The 18,447-nt window shown below is 68.5% G+C and carries 17 protein-coding genes and 1 riboswitch; of the genes, 6 read left to right on the forward strand and 11 right to left on the reverse strand.

The features are described 5' to 3' along the window. Window positions 1-70: 70 nt before the first annotated feature. The 3 genes from ACFCQI_RS15485 (at window position 71) to bla (ending at window position 2,669) form a co-directional block, all read left to right on the forward strand. Entirely contained in the window at window positions 71-1,360 is a 1,290-nt protein-coding gene (locus ACFCQI_RS15485) for an NAD(P)/FAD-dependent oxidoreductase (protein ID WP_395118168.1), read from the forward strand. After that, entirely contained in the window at window positions 1,357-1,704 is a 348-nt protein-coding gene (locus tag ACFCQI_RS15490; RefSeq protein ID WP_395118170.1) for a tRNA-binding protein, read from the forward strand. The genes ACFCQI_RS15485 and ACFCQI_RS15490 overlap by 4 nt, the downstream gene beginning before the upstream one ends. A 92-nt stretch (window positions 1,705-1,796) precedes the next feature. Continuing rightward, window positions 1,797-2,669, forward strand: a complete 873-nt coding sequence (gene bla, locus ACFCQI_RS15495) for a subclass B3 metallo-beta-lactamase (protein ID WP_395118172.1) — start codon at window positions 1,797-1,799, stop codon at window positions 2,667-2,669. Between the two features lie 18 nt (window positions 2,670-2,687). Here the strand turns inward: bla and ACFCQI_RS15500 are convergent, their stop codons facing one another. Next, window positions 2,688-3,611, reverse strand: a complete 924-nt coding sequence (locus tag ACFCQI_RS15500; RefSeq protein ID WP_395118174.1) for an MBL fold metallo-hydrolase — start codon at window positions 3,609-3,611, stop codon at window positions 2,688-2,690. A 151-nt stretch (window positions 3,612-3,762) separates the two neighbouring features. Here ACFCQI_RS15500 and ACFCQI_RS15505 point away from each other — a divergent pair, with 151 nt between their 5' ends. Together ACFCQI_RS15505 and ACFCQI_RS15510 are read left to right on the forward strand one after the other, a co-directional pair. After that, window positions 3,763-4,104 (forward strand): hypothetical protein, encoded by a 342-nt coding sequence (locus tag ACFCQI_RS15505; RefSeq protein WP_395118175.1) that lies wholly within the window; start codon window positions 3,763-3,765, stop codon window positions 4,102-4,104. 9 nt (window positions 4,105-4,113) lie between these two features. Beyond that, window positions 4,114-4,542 carry a DUF2231 domain-containing protein gene (locus ACFCQI_RS15510; protein WP_395118177.1) on the forward strand — a complete coding sequence of 143 codons (429 nt, stop codon included), beginning with the start codon at window positions 4,114-4,116 and terminating at the stop codon, window positions 4,540-4,542. Here the strand turns inward: ACFCQI_RS15510 and alkB are convergent. The 5 genes from alkB to ACFCQI_RS15535 form a co-directional block, all read right to left on the reverse strand. Further along, window positions 4,520-5,176, reverse strand: a complete 657-nt coding sequence (gene alkB / locus ACFCQI_RS15515; RefSeq protein ID WP_395118179.1) for a DNA oxidative demethylase AlkB — start codon at window positions 5,174-5,176, stop codon at window positions 4,520-4,522. The genes ACFCQI_RS15510 and alkB overlap by 23 nt on opposite strands. Further along, window positions 5,173-5,904 (reverse strand): 2OG-Fe(II) oxygenase, encoded by a 732-nt coding sequence (locus ACFCQI_RS15520; protein ID WP_395118181.1) that lies wholly within the window; start codon window positions 5,902-5,904, stop codon window positions 5,173-5,175. The genes alkB and ACFCQI_RS15520 overlap by 4 nt, the downstream gene beginning before the upstream one ends. After that, a complete protein-coding gene (ada, locus tag ACFCQI_RS15525) occupies window positions 5,901-6,977 on the reverse strand; it encodes a bifunctional DNA-binding transcriptional regulator/O6-methylguanine-DNA methyltransferase Ada (protein ID WP_395118183.1) in 1,077 nt (358 codons plus the stop codon). The genes ACFCQI_RS15520 and ada overlap by 4 nt, the downstream gene beginning before the upstream one ends. Before the next feature lie 153 nt (window positions 6,978-7,130). Beyond that, a complete protein-coding gene (locus ACFCQI_RS15530; RefSeq protein WP_395118185.1) occupies window positions 7,131-7,832 on the reverse strand; it encodes a pirin family protein in 702 nt (233 codons plus the stop codon). Between the two features lie 118 nt (window positions 7,833-7,950). Then, the gene (locus ACFCQI_RS15535; RefSeq protein WP_395118187.1) at window positions 7,951-9,513 is read right to left on the reverse strand and encodes an SDR family NAD(P)-dependent oxidoreductase; all 1,563 of its coding nucleotides are present in this window, start codon (window positions 9,511-9,513) and stop codon (window positions 7,951-7,953) included. 280 nt (window positions 9,514-9,793) lie between these two features. Between ACFCQI_RS15535 and ACFCQI_RS15540 the strand changes: the two genes are divergently transcribed. Then, on the forward strand, window positions 9,794-10,690 hold the full coding sequence (locus ACFCQI_RS15540; RefSeq protein WP_395118189.1) for a hypothetical protein: 897 nt from the start codon (window positions 9,794-9,796) through the stop codon (window positions 10,688-10,690). 15 nt (window positions 10,691-10,705) lie between these two features. On the opposite strand, the gene gcvP is transcribed toward ACFCQI_RS15540, so the two are convergent. The 5 genes from gcvP to ACFCQI_RS15565 form a co-directional block, all read right to left on the reverse strand. Then, the gene (gene gcvP, locus ACFCQI_RS15545; protein ID WP_395118191.1) at window positions 10,706-13,573 is read right to left on the reverse strand and encodes an aminomethyl-transferring glycine dehydrogenase; all 2,868 of its coding nucleotides are present in this window, start codon (window positions 13,571-13,573) and stop codon (window positions 10,706-10,708) included. A gap of 38 nt (window positions 13,574-13,611) precedes the next feature. Next, window positions 13,612-13,712, reverse strand: a riboswitch (glycine riboswitch). Window positions 13,713-13,867: 155 nt separating this feature from the next. Next, on the reverse strand, window positions 13,868-15,400 hold the full coding sequence (locus ACFCQI_RS15550; RefSeq protein WP_395118193.1) for a PepSY-associated TM helix domain-containing protein: 1,533 nt from the start codon (window positions 15,398-15,400) through the stop codon (window positions 13,868-13,870). Then, window positions 15,397-15,669 carry a hypothetical protein gene (locus ACFCQI_RS15555; protein WP_395118195.1) on the reverse strand — a complete coding sequence of 91 codons (273 nt, stop codon included), beginning with the start codon at window positions 15,667-15,669 and terminating at the stop codon, window positions 15,397-15,399. Before ACFCQI_RS15555 ends, ACFCQI_RS15550 begins: the two co-directional genes overlap by 4 nt. After that, the gene (locus ACFCQI_RS15560; RefSeq protein WP_395118197.1) at window positions 15,659-15,937 is read right to left on the reverse strand and encodes a hypothetical protein; all 279 of its coding nucleotides are present in this window, start codon (window positions 15,935-15,937) and stop codon (window positions 15,659-15,661) included. Before ACFCQI_RS15560 ends, ACFCQI_RS15555 begins: the two co-directional genes overlap by 11 nt. A gap of 22 nt (window positions 15,938-15,959) precedes the next feature. Beyond that, complete coding sequence (locus ACFCQI_RS15565; RefSeq protein ID WP_395118199.1) at window positions 15,960-18,083, reverse strand: TonB-dependent siderophore receptor; 2,124 nt, start codon at window positions 18,081-18,083, stop codon at window positions 15,960-15,962. Window positions 18,084-18,447: the final 364 nt, after the last annotated feature.

An 18,447-nucleotide genomic window follows, 5' to 3' on the forward strand; every position in this document is an offset into this window, starting at 1 on the left:
TGCCACGACGTCCTGGCATGAAGGATATGCTTGCCCGGTCACGGACACTGGTGCCGCCTGTCGCTGCAGCATGAAATCCCCCTCGCCCACGTCCTACTACCGCGCCACTGCCACGCCGTACCCGGCCTGGGAGCCGCTTCAGGGCAGCACGCACGCACGTGTTGCCGTGATCGGCGGCGGCTTTGCCGGCTTGAACACCGCGCTGGGCCTGGCCGAGCGCGGCGTGCGCGACGTGGTCCTGCTGGAACGTGAGCAGGTCGGGTTCGGCGCCTCCGGTCGCAATGGCGGTTTCGTCTTCGCCGGCTATTCGCTGGGCGAGCAGGCGCTGCTCGACCAGTTGGGCGAAGCGCGTGCGCAGGCCCTGTTCCAGCTGACCACCGCGGCGGTCGGGCGCATCCGACGACGTGTCGCCGACTACGCCATCCCCTGCGACGCGGTCGACGAAGGCGTGATCTGGGCCAACTGGTTCCGTGACCCCGCGGTGCTGCGCCGGCGCCAGCAACTGCTGGCCGAACACTACGACGTGAACTGGCAGTGGTTGCCCGAAGCGGAGTTGCGCGCACGCATCCGCAGCGAGCGTTATCACGACGGCCTGTACGAGCGTGATGCGCTGCACCTGCACCCGCTCAACTACGCGATCGGCTTGGCCGCGGCGGCGGCCGGGCAGGGTGTGCGCATCCACGAGCACAGCGGCGTGCGCCGCCTCGCGCGCGAAGGCCGGCAGTGGCGCCTGCGCACGGCGCAAGGTGAGCTGCTGGCCGATGAGGTCGTGCTGGCCTGCGGCGGCTACCTGGCCGGCCTGCAGAAGCCGATCGACCGGGCGATCCTGCCGATCGCCACCTACGTGATGGTGACCGAACCGCTCGGCGATCGACTGGACGAGTGCCTGCACACCCGCGCGGCGATCTACGACAGCCGCTTCGCGTTCGACTATTACCGCGCGCTGCCGGATACGCGACTGCTGTGGGGTGGGCGCATCTCGGTGCTCAACCGCTCGCCGCGCGGCGTGCAGCGCCTGCTGACGCGGGACCTGCTGCGGGTGTTCCCGCAACTGGCCGGCGTGCGGATCGAGCACGCCTGGTCGGGCCTGATGAGCTACGCACGGCACCAGATGCCGCAGATCGGCGGCAGCGGCGACGGCCTGTGGTGGGCGCAGGCGTTCGGCGGCCACGGCCTGGCCCCGACCTGCGCGGCCGGTGAACTGCTGGCGGCGGCGATCGCCGAGGGCGACGATGGCTGGAAACGTTTTGCCAACTACGGCCTGGGCAACACGCACCGCCCGTTCGGTTATCTGGCGGCGCAGGCCAGCTACTGGTGGCAGCAGAGCCGCGATTGTCTGAAGACGAGGCTGGAAGGATGAGTGCAGCGAATTGCCCCGAAATCAGCTGGGCCGATTTCGAGAAAGTGCTGGTCGTCGCCGGCACGGTGATCCGGGTCGAACCGTTTCCCGAAGCGCGCAAGCCGGCGTGGAAAGTGTGGGTGGATTTCGGCCCCTACGGCGAGAAGAAGACCAGCGCGCAGATCGCCGCGTTGTACCAGGCCGACGACCTGCTCGGCCGACAGGTCGTGGGCGTGATCAACTTCCCCGAAAAGCAGATCGGCCCGTTCCGCTCGCAATTCCTGCTCACCGGCTTTCCCACCGACGAGGGTGTGGTGCTCACCGCGGTCGAACGCCCGGTGCCGAACGGTACGCGGCTGGCCTGAGCGAGCCGCGCCCGCAATTTGCCAGCTGTGCGCCCGCGCCAGCGCCGCGTCGTCGGCGAGCATGACGGCCTCGTCCCCACGGAATCCCCGGCATGAATCCATCTCTCCGCGCGTTATGGTTTGTTGTCACCTTGACGGTGGCGGGTTTCGCGCAAGCGGATGAGGCGCGCTGGAGTGCGCCGCAAAAGCCCTTCCACATTCATGGCAACAGCTGGTACGTGGGCACGCAGGGCTTGAGCGCGATCCTGATCACCTCGCCGCAGGGCCATGTGCTGATTGACGGCACGCTGGAAGGCAACGTGCCGCAGATCGAGGCGAACATCCGCGCGCTCGGTTTCCGCTTGCGCGACGTGAAGCTGATCCTCAACTCGCACGCCCACTTCGACCACGCCGGTGGCATCGCGCGTTTGGCACGTGACAGCGGCGCCTCGGTGGCGGCCAGTGCGGCCGGGGCGAAGGAGCTGCGGTCCGGCGGCAACGACCCGGACGATCCGCAGTACGGCATGGCGACACGCTATCCGGCGGTGGCATCGGTGCAAGTGGTCGCCGATGGCGCGGCAGTGCGGGTGGGGCCGATCGCGGTCACGGCGCACTACACGTCCGGCCATACGCCTGGCAGCACGTCCTGGACCTGGCGCTCGTGCGAGCAGGGGCGCTGCCTTGCGCTGGCCTATGTCGACAGCCTCACCGCGCTCAGCCGCGACGGCTTCCGCTACAGCGACGACCCGGCGCGCGTGGCGGCTTTCCGCCGGTCCTTCGCGACCGTCGCCGCGCTGCCGTGCGACATCCTGATCACCCCGCATCCCGAAGCCAGCGGCTTCATGCAGAAGATTGCCGCACGCGATCGCGAGCACGACTCCGCGGCCCTGATCGACGCCGGTGCCTGCCGCGCCTATGCCGCGGCGGCGCAGCCGCGCTTCGAGGCGCGGCTGGCACAAGAGCGGCGCGACGCACGCGCAAAGTGAGCTGCCAGCGGCGGGCGCTCAGCGCCCCAGCCACACCTCCAGCCCCTGCGCGTTCAGTTCGATGTCCATGCCCAGCAACTGGCGCAGCGCGTCGCGTCCCTGCTGCCAGCCATGGGCCTGCGCGCGGGCGGCATAGAGCCCGGTGAGCGATTCCACCAGCACGGCATGCCGCTCGGGCGAGCCGTGCGCGGCGCGGGCGAGGGCCACCATCGCGTCGATCTGCGCATGCAGGTCGGCGGCCAGCCGCTCGACGCTCTCCACCCGGCCGTAATGGGTGAGGTACATCGCCTCGGGTTTCAGCGCGAGCAGCCGCTCGATCGACGCATGCAGCGCCTCCGGATCGAACTGCACCGGCGAGGTGGTGGGCAGGATGAACGGACCGTTCGCGGTGTCGAAGTCGCGATAGGAAAGGCCGAATACGTCGCCAGTGAAAAAGACGTTGGCGCGTGCGTCGTGGATGGCGATGTGGTGGCGCGCATGGCCCGGCGTATCGAGGCAGCGCAGGGTGCGTCCGGCAAGGTCGACGACGTGGCCGTCTCCCGCCTCGACCACGCGCTCGGCAGGCACGGGCCGCAAGCGTCCATACGTCTGTTCCATCACCGACTCGCCGTACACCGCGCTGGCGCCGGCCCACAGCACATTGGGGTCGATCATGTGGCGTGCTCCGCGCGGATGCACCACCAGCTTCGCGTTCGGCAGTTGTGCGATCAGCTCGCCGGCGCCGCCGGCGTGGTCCAGGTGCACGTGGGTGAGGATCAGCCAGTCGACGTCCGCCGGCGCGATGCCGGCGTCGTCCAGTGCCGCCAGCATGCGCGGCACGGCGAAGTTGGTGCCGCAGTCGATGAAGGCGCCGCGGCCGTTCTCCACGATGAGGTAGGCCGCATCGAACCGCGGTCGCACGAAGCCGGTGTCGATGGTGTGGATGCCGTGGGTGGGTGTCATGTCTGCCTCGCGAACCGGACGATCCGACGAGGGTAGCAAGCCGCGGCGGTGCGGGCACCTGCACCATGGTCGAGCGCGGGAACCTTTGGGCAACCCGCCGCATCGGATCGAATGTTGCTCACTTCATCAACGTGCCAATCGGGGGAACGACATGCTGCTCTATGCGATTCTGGTTTTTGCGATCGCCGCCATCGGCGGCCTGGTGCTGGCTTCCAGCGTGCTGCGCGGCAAGCTGGCGCCGTGGGCAATTTCCTTGCTGCACGCGCTGCTGGGCGCCAGCGGCCTGGTGCTGTTGATCCTGGTGGTGCTGCAGGGTGCGGCGCCGGCGCGGCTCACCGCGGCGCTGGCCCTGCTGGTACTGGCCGCGCTGGGCGGTTTCTTCCTCGCCTCGTTCCATCTGCGCAAGCAGGTTGCGCCGAAGGCCGTGGTATTGGTGCACGCCGGCGTCGCGGTGGCGGGTTTCCTGACCCTGCTCAGCCTGCTGCTGGCCTGAGTCGCTGCCATGCGCCATCCGCTGCATCCGGCCCTGGTGCATTTCCCGATTGCCTGCTGGTCGCTGGCCACCGCGGCGGATCTGGCCAGCCTGGCCTGGGGCGAACCGGCGTGGCGCTTCGCCGGCATCCTGCTGCTGGCGGGGATCGGCTTCTCGATCCCCGCCATGCTGGCTGGCCTGCTCGAACTGGCCAAGGTCGCCGAAGACAACCCGGCGCTCAAGGACGTCAACCGCCACATGCTGATGGTGATGGGCGCGCTCTGCTGCTACGTGGCCAGCCTGTTCCTGCGCCTGCACGGCACGCATTTCATCGCGCCGAGCCTGCTGGCGATCGCTCTGAGCGTGTCGGGTTTCCTGTGCCTGGCCGTGGCCGGCTGGCTGGGCGGCAAGCTGGTGTACGGACACCGGCTCGGCGTCAGCCCGCCCGACGAAACGTGAGATTGATCCGGGTCTCGCCCAGCAGCGGGTGATGATGTGGCTTCAACGGCAGCACGCCGTGATAGCGCAGCCGCGCCGGACCGCCCCACACGACCACGTCGCCGTGCGCCAGCGGCACGCGTTGCGGGCGATCCGCGCGCTGCAGGCCGCCGAACAGGAACACGGCCGGGATGCCCAGCGAGACCGACACGATCGGCTGGCCCAGGTCGTGCTCGTCGCGGTCCTGGTGCAGGCTCAGCCGGGTGCCCGCCTCGTAGCGGTTGACCAGGCAGGCATCCGGCACAAAGCCGGCAAAGCCGGCGTGCGCGGCGGCGTCAGCCGCCAGCTGCAGGAAGGCCGGCGGCATCGGCGGCCATGGCTTGCCGCTGTCCGGGTCAATCGGGTCGTAGCGGTAACCGCGGCGGTCGCTGACCCAGCCCAGCGGTCCCGCATTGGTCATCGCCACCGACATGCGGAAACCACCGGGCGTGACCAGGTGGCGGAGCGGTGCCTGCACCACGACCGCATCGAGCGCCTGCAGCAACGTCGCTTCATCCGCCAACGCAAACCCGCGCAGCACCATTGCACCCTCGCACAACGGCTCATCCCGACGGACAGGCGCGGGCGCGGCGGCGAACAGGTCGGTGGTGATCATGTGGCGTCGTGGAAGATGACGCCGAGCGTGTGGCGATGCCCGCTGCGCACGCGGCTGACGCTGTGGCGCATGTTCACCCGGTAGCTGCCGCGCGCGCCTTGCACCGGCCGCTGGTGCACCGCGAACACCACCGCATCGCCCTGGCGCAGCGGCACCACTTCGGCGCGCGACTGCATGCGCGGGCGCTGCTCGATCAGCACGAACTCGCCGCCATTGAAATCGCGCCCCGGCTCGGACAGCAGGATCGCCAGCTGCAGCGGAAACACGTGCTCGCCGTACAGGTCCTGGTGCAGGCAGTTGTAGTCGCCCGCGCCGTACTGCAGCAGCAACGGGGTGGGGCGCCGCTGGCCGGCGGCGTGGCAGCGCGCGATGAATTCGGCATGCGTTTCGGGGTAGCACACGGCCAGTCCCATCGACGCGTTCCAGCGGTTCGCGATCGGCACCAGCTGCGGGTAGACCGCGCCGCGCAGCTCGGCCACCAGCTCGGGCAACGGGTAGTTGAAGTAGCGGTATTCGCCACGGCCGAAACCGTGGCGGCCCATCACCACGCGGCTGCGGAACCGTCCGTCGTCCGCGTACATGCCTGCCAACTTCCCGCACTCCTGCGGCGACAGCAGGGCTTCCAGCATCGCGCAGCCATGCGCGTCGAGCTCATCGGCGATGCCGGCCCAGTCGTACACCTGCAGCCGTGCATCGGCTTCGGAGGCAGGGCGCAACCGCGCATTCATGCCTGTGCCTCGCGCTCCAACAGCGCGCGCTTGCGCTGCACGCCCCAGCGGTAGCCGGACAGGCCACCGTCGTTGCGCACCACGCGATGGCACGGAATCGCCACTGCCAGCATGTTGCTGGCGCAGGCCTGGGCCACCGCCCGCGTCGCCGTGGGCGAGCCGATCCGCCGCGCGATCTCGCTGTAGCTGGCGGTGCTGCCGGCCGGAATCTCGCGCAGCGCCCGCCACACGCGCTGCTGGAACGCGGTGCCGCGCACGTCCAGCGGCAGGTCCAGGCCGATCGCCGGTGCCTCGATGAAGCCGATCACCTGCGCCACCAGTTGTTCGTAGTCGTGGTCGCCGCCGAGCAGTCTGGCCTTGGGGAAGCGATCCTGCAGGTCGCGCGCGAGCGCGTCCGGATCGTCGCCGAGCAGGATCGCGCACACACCGCGTTCGCTCTGCGCGACCAGGATCGCGCCCAGCGAGCATTCGCCGATGGCGAAGCGGATCTCGCTGTCGGCACCGCCGGCGCGATAGCGCGAGGGCGTCATGCCCAGCACCTCGTTCGCCGTTTCGTAGAAGCGGCTGCTGGCGTTGTAGCCGGCGTCGAAGATCGCCTCGGTCACCGTGTGGCTGCGCTCCAGGCCGCTGCGCACGCGGCGGTTGCGATGCGCCGTGGCGTACTGCTTCGGGGTCACCCCGGCAACCGCCTTGAACACGCGGTGGAAGTGGAAGGGGCTGAGTCCGCTCGGTTGCGCCAACTGTTCGAGCGTGGGTACGGTCTCGGCCTGCTCGATCAGTCGGCAGGCGGCGGTGACCATCGCCGCCTGCTGCTCTGCGAGCGATGGCTGGTCGGGCCGGCAGCGCCTGCACGGGCGAAAGCCGGCGCGCTCCGCCTCGGCGGCGGTGGCGTGGAACGCCACGTTCTCGGGGCGGGCGGGGCGCGCCGCGCAGGACGGCCGACAGTACACGCCGGTGCTGCGCACCGAGTAGAAGAAGCTGCCGTCGGCACGCGCATCGCGTGCCTGCACGGCGGCCCAGCGCGGGTCGGCGAGGGTGGCGGCACGTGCGGCCTGTTTCTCGGGAGTTTTCATGGCTGTTCCTTCCGTCGGATTATCGCTCAAGGCGCAATCTACGGACCGGCAGCCACCGCGGCACTCCGGGTCTTGCGGTCGAATTGGAGCTGGCCGTGCCGGCGCCCGCCGGGGCGTCGGCACCGGCGCCATGCGTGCCCGCATGCGCGAAGCTCAGGGCGCGGTATCGACCAGCACCAGCTCGGCGTCTTCCAGCGCGGTGACCTTCAGCGTCGACTCCTGGCGGATCGCGGCGCCGTCGCGGGCGTCCAGTTGCACGCCATTGAGGTCCACCTTGCCGGTGGCCAGTACCAGGTAGGCGTAGCGGCCGGGGGCCAGCAGGTACTCGGTGCTTTCGCCGGCCTTCAGCGTGGCGCCCAGCACGCGCGCATCGGTGCGCAGCGGCAGCGCCTCGGTGTCGTCCTTGAAGCCGCTGGCCAGTGCCACGAAGCGCCCGGAACGATCGCCCCTGGGAAACGGCCGCGCGCCCCACGACGGCGGCTGGCCATTCTCGTCGGGGATGATCCAGATCTGGAAGATGCGCGTGGTCACATCCTCCCGGTTGTACTCGCTGTGGGTGATGCCGCTGCCGGCGCTCATCACCTGCACGTCGCCGGCCTCGGTGCGGCCGGCGTTGCCCAGGCTGTCCTGGTGGCTGATCGCGCCTTCGCGCACGTAGGTGATGATCTCCATGTCCGCGTGCGGGTGCGGCGGGAAGCCGGTCTGCGGCGCGATGGTGTCGTCGTTCCACACGCGTAGCGCGCCCCAGCCCATGCGATTCGCGTCGTGGTAGCTGGCGAAGGAGAAATGGTGTTTGGCGTTGAGCCAGCCGTGGTCGGCTCCGCCCAGGCGGTCGAAGGGTCTGCGTTCAATCACGGCGTTGCTCCTCATGCTTGATCGCGCCGGATGGCGCCTGTCCGCAAGATAAGGCTACGCAGTGCCGTCTGAAACCGGCGCGAAGGAAACGGATTGTCGTCGCCCCGGCACCAGTGGCTCACCAGTCGGTGGGGCGGTAGTCCTTCAGGAACTGGCCCCACACGTGCTCGCCGGTGTTGATGCCGTGGATGATCGGGTCGACGATGCGCGCGGCGCCGTCGACGATGTCCAGCGGCGGGTGGAAGCGTTCCTCGCGCACCTTCTTCGCGGCCAGTTCGGCGGGGTCCTCGTCGGTCACCCAGCCGGTGTCGACGCTGTTCATGTGGATGCCGTCATTGTGGTAATCGGTGGCCGCGGTGCGCGTCATCATGTTCAGCGCGGCCTTGGCCATGTTGGTGTGCGGGTGGCGGGTGGTCTTGAAGCTGCGGTAGAACTGGCCCTCCATCGCCGACACGTTGACGATGTGTTTGTCGCGCTCGGGCGTGCGCAGCATCAGCGGCTTCAGCCGCGCGTTGATGATGAACGGCGCGATCGCGTTGACCAACTGCACCTCCAGCAATTCGACCGACGGCACCTCGGCCATCAGCAGCCGCCACGAGTTGCGCTGGCGCAGGTCGACCTGCTGCAGGTCCTGATCCAGTCGGCCCTCGGGAAACAGGTGGCTCTGCGCCAGCAGTTCTTCCGGCAGCAGCGGCAGCTGCGACAGCTCGGCGGCGCGGCTCAGCCCGGGCAGGTCGGCGCCGCGACTGGCCAGCGCGCTGCTGCCGGGCAGGATCTCCGCGCCGCTCAGGCCTTCGTAATGGCCGACCAGCCGGCGCACGTGCTCGGGCAGCTCGTGCAGCGCAGCGGTCTCGCCTTCCATCATGTGTGCGTAGAAATCCGGCGGGCGGCGCACGGTCTGGCAGGCGTTGTTGATGATGAAGTCCAGCCGCGGCCGGGTCGCCACCAGCTCCTGGCAGAACGCCTCGACGCTGGGCGTGTGGCGCAGGTCCAGGCCGTAGACCTGCAGGCGGTGGCCCCAGTCGGCGAAGTCCGGCTCGGCCGCGTAGCGCGCCGCCGAGTCGCGCGCGAAGCGCGTGGTGACGATCAGCTCGGCGCCGGCGCGCAGCAGCTTCAGGCCGGCCTGGTAACCGATCTTCACCCGGCCGCCGGTAAGCAGTGCCACGCGCCCGCGCAGGTCGGCCAGTTCGCCGCGCTTGGCATAGTTGAACGCGGCACACTCCGGGCACAGCTGGTCGTAGAAGAAATGGATGGTCGAGTACTTGCGCTTGCACACGTAGCAGTGCTTCGGCTCGACCGACTCGCGCGGCTGCGCGGCGTCGGCCGCGGGCGGCACGTCGTGCGGCAGGAAGCCTTCCGGCGCGAACGCGTTCGGCGTGGTGAACACCGGCTTGCGGCGCAAGGCGCGGATGCCGGTCTGGTTCAGCACGGTGTCTTCGGCCTGGATGCGCGCGGCGTGGCGTTGTTTCTCCGCGGCCTTGAGGCGAATCCGGCGCGCGCCCGGTTCGGGGTGGTACATCCGCGCCACGGCCTGGTGCAGCTGTTGGCGTTCCGCGACGGGCAGCCGCTCGAGCAGCCCGCGGTCGTCGGCAATGGTCTGCAGCAGCCGGATGGCGGCACGCGCCTGCGCCAGCAGTTCGGCGTCCGTTTCGTCGGCAGGGGGCGGGCAGGTCGTGGTCATGAGGGCGTCGGTCGTGGTCGAACAGGGTATCGCCGGCGCGCTGCGGGCCGGGCCGCACGCGGGTTGCGCGGGAAGCGAGCCGCCCATGATGCCTGTTTTTGCGCCAATCGCGGTAATCGGGTGTCGACGGGATCAACCCCGGAATGAGCTCTGTGCCACATTTCGTGCCTTCGACGTGTGCCATCGTGAGTGCGAGGCCGCCTGGTGAGGGCGGTCAGTCCATCAGATCCGGGGCATCGCGGCAGGACATTCGCATCAGCCCCGGCAAACAGGTCGGTTTGTGCGCAAGTCCAGTTCAGTTTTCCTCGCCCATTTCGGGCCATCGGTGATCGGCAACCCCGGGTCCCGCCTTCGTTTTCTTTTCCTGCCGGCGCGCGAGGCTTGCGACCGGCATGCGACTTACCACGGCCATCTGGTCAAGGCCGAAATCCTGCTCGACCGCATCGCCGCCGCCCAGACGGCCGGGTTGCGCGCGGTTGCGCCGGCACTGGACGATGCGGACGAAGCGCGCGCCACGGTCAAGCCGCCACGCGACCTGTTTTCCCCCACCACGCTCGAATATCGCCGCTGGTACACGCCGGATGGCAGCGCGCGGGCGCAACCGTTGACGCGTGAGGCACTGGCCGACCTGCTGGGCGCGGATGGCTTGTCGCCGCGCGAGGCACTCGACCGCGCCACCCACCGTTCGCATGCATTGCCTGCGGCGGATCAGGCATGGCTGATCCGCCGACGCAGCCTGCCGGTGCAGCAGCGTCCGCTGAATCGCCGCGAGTTCCACGAGCTGGTCGACGCGCTCGACGGTGCCTGGCAGGCTCCGGCCGGTGCGCCGGAGGTGACGCGCCACAACCGGCGGCTTGCGCTGCAGGTGGCAACGTCGCTGGCCGGCATGCTCGATGAACATGTCGCGCCGCCGTTCCGCGTCGAGGCATTGAACGAGGCGTTCAACGAACGTCTGCTGGTCCACCTGCGCCAGAGCATCGACGCATTTTGCCGGGCCAACGCAGTCTGCGCGGTGCTGCTGGCGGGGCCCAAGGCGTGGTTTGCCGCCAAGGCCGCCCGCATGCGTGCCGAACATCAGGTCGCGCTGGTGTTGTCGACGCGCGCGCACTCCAGCGGGGTCGGCCCGCGTGCCGGGAACGCGCAGCCCGCGGGCATGCCGCGGGCTGCAACCGGCTGAGCCTGCCCTTCGGGCTCAGGCCTCGGCTTCTTCCTTGTACGCATCCACCGGGATGCAGGCGCACATGATGTGCTTGTCGCCGTAGACGTTGTCGACGCGGGCGACCGGCGGCCAGTACTTCTGCAGCTTCAGGCTGGCCAGCGGGAAGGCGGCCAGTTCGCGCGGGTAGGCGTGGGTCCACTCGCTGGCGCTGACCATGGTGGCGGTGTGCGGGGCGTTCTTCAGCGGGTTGTCCTCGCGGTCGAGCTTGCCCTCCTCGATCGCGCGGATCTCGTCGCGGATCTGGATCATCGCGTCGATGAAGCGGTCCAGCTCGACCTGCGATTCGCTCTCGGTCGGTTCCACCATCAAGGTGCCGGACACCGGGAAGCTCAGCGTCGGCGCGTGGAAGCCGAAGTCGATCAGCCGCTTCGCCACGTCCTCGGCGCCGATGCCGGTGGCGTCCTTGAGCGGGCGCAGGTCGAGGATGCACTCGTGGGCCACCAGCCCGTTGCGGCCGGTGTACAGGGTGGGGTAGTGCGCTTCGAGCCGCTTGGCGATGTAGTTGGCGTTGAGCAGGGCCACTTGCGTTGCCTTGCGCAGGCCCTGCTGGCCCATCATGACGATGTACATCCAGCTGATCGGCAGGATCGAGGCGCTGCCGAAGCTTGCCGCAGAAACCATGCCGACCGGGCTTTCCTCGCCGAACTTCCTCGGCAGGAACGGGGCGAGGTGCGACTTCACCGCGCACGGGCCGACACCCGGGCCGCCGCCGCCGTGCGGGATGCAGAAGGTCTTGTGCAGGTTCAGGTGCGAGACGTCCGAGCCCCACTTGCCGGGCTTGGCCACGCCGACCAGCGCGTTCATGTTGGCGCCGTCGGTGTACACCTGGCCACCGTGGGCATGCACGATCTCGCAGATCGCCACGATGTCCTCCTCGAACACGCCGTGCGTGGACGGGTAGGTGATCATCAGCGCGGCAAGGCGGTCCGAATACTTCTCCGCGGCGCGGCGGATGTCCTCGACGTCGACGTTGCCGTTGGCGTCGCACTTGGTCACCACCACGCTCATGCCGCACAGGTGCGCGGAGGCCGGGTTGGTGCCGTGGGCGGATTCGGGGATCAGGCAGATGTCGCGATGCGCTTCGCCGCGCGAGCGGTGGTAGGCGCGGATCGCCAGCAGGCCGGCGTACTCGCCCTGCGCGCCGGAGTTCGGCTGCAGGCTCACCGCGTCGTAGCCGGTGCATTCGACCAGCATCGCTTCCAGCCCGTCGATCAGTTCCTTGTAGCCCTGCGCCTGGGCGGCCGGCGCCAGCGGATGGATGTTGGCGAATTCCGGCCAGGTGACCGGGATCATCTCGGCGGTGGCGTTGAGCTTCATGGTGCACGAGCCCAGCGGGATCATCGTGCGATCCATCGCCAGGTCCTTGTCGGCCAGCGCGCGCATGTAGCGCAGCAACTCGTGCTCGCTGTGGTGCGTGTTGAACACCGGGTGGGTGAGGAAGTCGCTCTTGCGCAGCAGCGTGCGTGGCAGCGCGTCGTGGACTTCGGCATCGAGCGCGTCGATGTCGATCTCGGCACCGAACAGGCCCGCCAGTGCGACGACGTCGGTGCGGGTGGTGGTCTCGTCCAGGCTGATGCCGAGGCTGCTGGCGTCCAGCTCGCGCAGGTTGATGCCTGCAGCGCGGGCCTTGGCATGGACAGCGGCGGCGTCGATGCCGGTGATGTGCAGCGTATCGAAGAAATCGCCGCCCACCTTCACGCCGGCCCGACGCAGCGCGACGGTCAGGATCGCGGCCAGGCGATGCGTGCGGCGCGCGATGCGGGTGAGCCCGGCGGGGCCGTGGTAGACCGCGTACATGCTGGCCATCACCGCCAGCAGCACCTGCGCGGTGCAGATGTTGGAGGTGGCCTTCTCGCGGCGGATGTGCTGCTCGCGCGTCTGCAGGGTGAGGCGGTAGGCCGCCTTGCCCTCGGTGTCGATCGACACGCCGATCAGGCGGCCCGGCATCGAACGCTTGTACGCGTCGCGGCAGGCCATGAACGCGGCGTGCGGGCCGCCGAAGCCGAACGGCACGCCGAAGCGCTGCGAGTTGCCCACCACGATGTCCGCGCCCCATTCGCCGGGGGCGGCGATCAGGGTCAGCGCGAGCAGGTCGGTGGCGACCGCGACCACGCCGCCGCGCGCGTGCACGGCGTCGGCGATCGCCTGGTAATCGTTGATGCTGCCGAAGGTGTCCGGGTATTGCAGCAGCACGCCGAACGCATCGGTACCGGCCGCATCGCTGTCCGCGCCGACCACCAGTTCGATGCCCAGCGGTTCGGCGCGCGTGCGCACCACTTCCAGCGTCTGCGGGTGCACGCCGCTGGAGACGAAGAACACGTTCGACTTCGACTTGCACGAGCGCTTGGCCAAGGTCATCGCCTCGGCCGCGGCGGTGGCCTCGTCCAGCAGCGAGGCGTTGGCGATCTCCATCCCGGTGAGGTCGGCGCACATCGTCTGGAAGTTGATCAGCGCCTCCATGCGGCCCTGCGAGATCTCCGCCTGGTACGGCGTGTACGCGGTGTACCAGGCCGGATTCTCCAGGATGTTGCGCAGGATGACGTTCGGCGTCAGCGTGCCGTAATAGCCCTGGCCGATGAAGCTGCGGAACACCTGGTTCTTGCCGGCGATCGCGCGGATCTTGGCCAGCGCGGCCTCCTCGGTGATCGCTTCGGGCAAGGCCAGCGGGGCGGCGGACTTGATCGAGCCGGGAACGATGGCGTCGGTCATCGACTCCAGCGAATCGTGGCCGATCACGCGCAGCATCTGTGCGATCTCGGCGTCGTCCGGGCCGATGTGGCGTTCGATGAACGCGCCGTGGTGTTCGAGGTCGCGCAGGGAGGTCGGGTTCTTCGAGGTCATGAAAGGGCATCCGCAGACAACGTGCCGTGCCGCACGTGGGGCGCCCCTCTGTCCTTTTGCCTGAGAGTTTGGAAGCGCGATGGCTGCGCTTCGTGCCCCTTCGGCGCCGGATTTAACCGGTCTCTCCAGAGTGTTTGACGCAGGATGGTATGGAGCCTGAGCGATTACGGGCGTTGCGCCTTCGGCAGCGGCGTCCCCTGCGGAACGGCCGCTTCTCCCACCCTGCGGTTGAAGCGGCCGATTATACAGGCCGGCGAAGGCCGCCACATCGCCATGGCGATGTGGCGGGAAGCATCAGTGCAGGGCCCAGACACTGTTGGGATCGCCCTCGCGGCCTCGGTGCAGGGTGGCCCGGGCCACCCGCCAGTAGGCGAAGGCCAACACCAAGGCCACTGCATCGACGAAGAAACGATGCCAGTGCCCGTGCCAAGCTGCCGCGAGCAGACTCTCGCCCGAACCGATCCAGCCGGCTAACGGGATCGCGGCCGTTGCCAGTGCGCACAGCCAGAGCAGCTCGTGTCCCGCGCGGGCGGGCTGGCGCAGGCAGGCCCACAGCAGGCAGGCGAAGAACACCGTGTAGTACGCCGGCCGGCCCAGGCCCGGTGCCAGCGCGCCGGCGACGAACACCGCCGAGACGCCCGCGACGCAACCCAGGCACACGCCCAAGGTGAGCGCCGCCATCACCCGCGTGCGCCGCGGCTGCTCGACCTGGCGGCGCTTGCGCCGCGCCTCGATCCACAGCAGGTTGCCGCTGTAGAACAGGAAGGCGCCGGCCAAGCCCAGCACGAAATAAAGCCACTTCACCGCATCGTGGCCGAAGTTGCCGAAATGCAGGGTCTGCAGGCCGCGCAGCATGATCATGCCCGGTGTCATCGTCTTCGGCGCCACCTGGTCGACGACCGCGCCGGTGGCCCCGTCCAGTGTCACCGAGCCGAGCTGGTTGAGCCGGCGTTGTTCCACCACGCCGTACAGCGTCGCGCGCGCGTTGGCATCGCCGATGTAGACCAGCGAGATGCCTTCGACCTCCATGCCGGGCAGGGCGGCCTGGCCGCGTTGCAGCAGAGTCTCCAGCGGCAGGGTGGGCTTGGCGACGTGAGCCGCCGCCACCTGCGGTGCACCGTAGAAGTCCCGTTCCAGCAGCTTCAGCAACTTGCCTTCGTAGACCATGGTCTGGAACGGCACGAGCAGCAACAATCCCAGCGCCAGCACTGCGCCGCTCCAGGCGAAGATGATGTGGAACGGCAGCGACAGCATGCCGACCGCGTTGTGTGCGTCCTGCCACATGCGCTTGACGTTCCTGCCCAGCCGCAGGGCGAACAGGTTCCTGACCAGCGTCGGCGTGTAGATCACCACGCCGCTGACCAGGGCCAGTCCGTACAGCACGCAGACTACGCCGAACAGGTAGGTGCCGAACGGCTTGGGCAGGCCGGCGGTGAAATGCAGGTCGTAGATGAACTCGATGAAGTCCTGGCCGAAGGCGTCTTCGTGCAACGTGTTGCTGTCTTCGAGCATGAAGCGGCGCGACTCGCCGGTGCTGGCCTCGAACCAGTAGGCGGAAGGCTGCGGGCCGTGCTCGCCGGGAAGCACCAGATAGACGCTTTCGGCCGCCTGCGGATGCTGCTTCAGCAGGTCGTCGAGCAGTTGCTGTGAGCGCCCCACCGGATCCGCCGGCGTGGCGGCGGCCGCGCCGCTGCGGTTCCAGTCGCCGATCTCATGGCTGAACACCGTGATCGCGCCGGCGTAGAACGCGATGAACAGCGCCATGCCGGCAATCAGGCCGACCCAGGTGTGCAGCGACAGGAAGCGGCGCATGGTCGAGCCCTTCATGCTTGCACCCCGATCCAGCCCAGCAGCTTGAGCCCGTACAGCAGGCCAAAGCAGACCACAGTCGCTCCGCCCAGCCACAGCCACGCGCGTAAGGCATTCCTGAACACGAAGGCCAGCACCATCACGGCGATCCACATCGGGAAGGCCATCATCACCGCCGGCAGCGCGGTGATTTCCTGGTTGCCCGGCCAGGCCAGTGCGAGCAAGCCGATCAGACCGACGCTGAGCGGCAGGCCGAGCATCGCAGCCGCCAGATATCTAGCCCACATCCCGGTTCTCCCGTTGCAGTTGGCGCCAGGCGTCGAGATACGGCAGCAGCACAAGTACCAGCATGACTGCTGTCAGCACCGCGAACACACCGGCCCATGGCCCCAGTCCGGCGATGGCTGCCACCGTGGCCGTTGCCGTGGCGACCCAGGCGGCGACGCGCAGCGCCCGCGCGCGCGCCTGCGCGCCAAGCCAGAGTCGCTGGTGCGCGTTGGATAGATAGAAGCCCAGCGCGGCCAGCACAGAAAGACACAGATAGATGGCTGTCATGTCGATGACCCGTCGCCCTTGGTCAGAACCGCCAGTCCACGCTCAGCATGTAGTTGCGCGGCGCACCGTAGAAACCGCTGTAGCGCAAGGTGTTGATGTACTTCTCGTCGCCGAGGTTGCGCACGTTGAGGCGCAGCGTGGCGTTGGGCAGGAAGTCCCAGGCCACGAAACCGTTGAGCACCGCATAGCTGCCCTGGCGCACCGTGAAGCCGCTGCTTTCCACGTTGGAGATGGCGCTCTGCCAGTGTCCGCCCAGGCCGAAGGACAGCGCGGTGTACGCCGGCAGATGGGCGCTGAGCAGCAGGTTGGCGGTGCGCCGCGGCACCCAGCGGTAGGTGTCGTCGCCATCGGCGCCGGTCAGCTTCAGCGAGGTGTAGCCCAGCACCAGGTCGACGTTGTCGCCGAGCTTGCCGGTGGCTTCGAACTCGACGCCCCTGGAGTGCACGTCCACCGGTGCGTAGATGGACTGGCCGTACTGGTTGTACCGGCCGGTGGGCGTAGCCAGCCCATTCTGGTCGGCCCTGAACACGGCCAGCGTGGTCAGCAGGCGCCTGTCCAGCCAGTCGGCCTTGATGCCGGCCTCGTAGTTCCTGCCTTTGCTGGCGTCGAGGTAACGGTCGTTCGCGTCGACCTGATCCTGCGGCTGGTAGATGTCGGAGTAGCTGACGTAGCCCAGCACGTGCTGGTTGAAGTCGAAGGTCAGGCCGCCGTAGGGGCTGGTGTGGCTGGTGGTCTGGTCGAAGCCCTCCGCATACGAGCTACCGTTGCGGCGGTACTGGGCGTAGTTGAGGCCGACGATGAGCTTGAGCCGATCGTTCAGCGCGATCCGGCTGGTGCCGAAGGCACGCTTCAGCCGTTGATCCAGTACCGAGTAGACGCTGGGGTCGCTCCAGGCGGGTTCGGGAATGGCGTAGGGGCTGTACGGGAACGCCGGCAGGGCGCCCCAGGCCGGGGAGGAGAAGTCGGCGCTTTGTTCCCGTCCGGTCGAGGTGCTTCTGGCCACGCTGGCGCCGAACATCGCTTCCTGGTCGCGGCCGAACAGTTCGAAGTGGCCGTTGAGCGTGGCCTCGCCCATATGCGCGGTGGCCGTGTCGATGCCGCCCCAGGGGTAGCCGACCAGGCCAAGGCCCGTGGCGGGATCGAGGGCTTCGGAGATGCCGTCGCCGTCCGGATCCGGCATGTAGGCGTAGAACATCTTCTCGTCGCCGCTGGAGTGACGGTAGTTGTACGACAGCTTCAGCTGCCAGTCCTCGCCGAGCTGGTGGACGTATTCGGCAAAGCCGGTCTGGTTGGTGGTGTTCCAGTACGTCCAGTCCTGGGTGGTGGAAGCATCGGTCGGCCAGACGGACTGGTTGCCGTCGCTGTTCATGAAGGTCAGCGCGCCCCACATGATGCCGTCGGACTTCGCCCGCTGGTAGGAGTAGCCCAGGGTCAGGGTGCCGTTGTCCCCGACCTGGCCATCGACCACGCCATAGAGGAAGTTGCGGCTGTTGTGGTTGTCGCGCAGGTGGGTGGCGCCGTCTTCATGCGCGGTCACCACGCGTCCGGCCCAACGGCCGTCGGCGGTGAGCGGGGTGGAGTAATCGGCTTCGGCGCGCGTGGTGCCCCACGAGCCATAGCTGACGCCGACCGTGCCTTGCCGCTGGTTGGTCGGGCGCTTGCGCACGTAGTTGATGGTGCCGGCGGCGTTGCCGACGCCGGTGAGCAGGCCGTTGGCGCCGCGGATCACTTCCACCTTTTCGTAACCGAAGCTGTCGGTGGCGCCGGTGGAGACACCCCAGTCGTTGGGCAGGCCGGCGCCGTCGATCTGCGTATTGAGGATGTCGAAGCCGCGTGCGCTGTAGGTGGTGCGGTTGGTTTCCCATTCGTCGACCTGCACGCCGGTGGCCAGGCGCAGGGCCTCGTTGACGCTGTCGGCGCCGAAGTCGCGCATCTGCTCGTCGGTGACCACGCTGATCGACTGAGGCGTGTCCTTGATGGCAAGGTCGAGATTGGTGGCGCCGTTGCTGACGCGCTCGGCGCGCTGGGCCACCACCATCACCTGGCTCAGATTCTTGACGTCGGCGGGTGAAGGCGCCGCGTCGTCGGCATGTGCTTGGACACTGGCCAGCAGCAGGCTGGCGGCCAGCAGGGAAAGGCGTGGCAAGGCGCTCGCACGATGGTGGCAAAAAGGCATGGAATCCCCTGGATCGTTCGATGGTCGGGTGGGGCGGCGTGACGGCTGCCCGCGGGCCGGGTGCATTGTATATGCAAATGATTCGCATTTGTATATTGGAGCGAGGTGGGAACCGCGTTCGCCATTGGCTGATCCGCGTTTCCTTGCTTGCCGCGGAAAGCGGGCGGCGCGTGTCACCACCTTCGGCAGTCGCAGGTGCAGACGCGAGTCCTTTTCCGCCGCGGCCCTCAACGCGCGCGACGCGTCGCCGGCCCAAGCTGCGCGGTGTCTTGCCGCCACCCCCGGTGGCAAATAGAGTGAGCCGGGCGGAAGCGGCTCCTCCACTCCCGCGACG

The sequence above is a fragment of the Rhodanobacter sp. FW102-FHT14D06 genome, assembly GCF_043950705.1.
Classification (GTDB): domain Bacteria; phylum Pseudomonadota; class Gammaproteobacteria; order Xanthomonadales; family Rhodanobacteraceae; genus Rhodanobacter.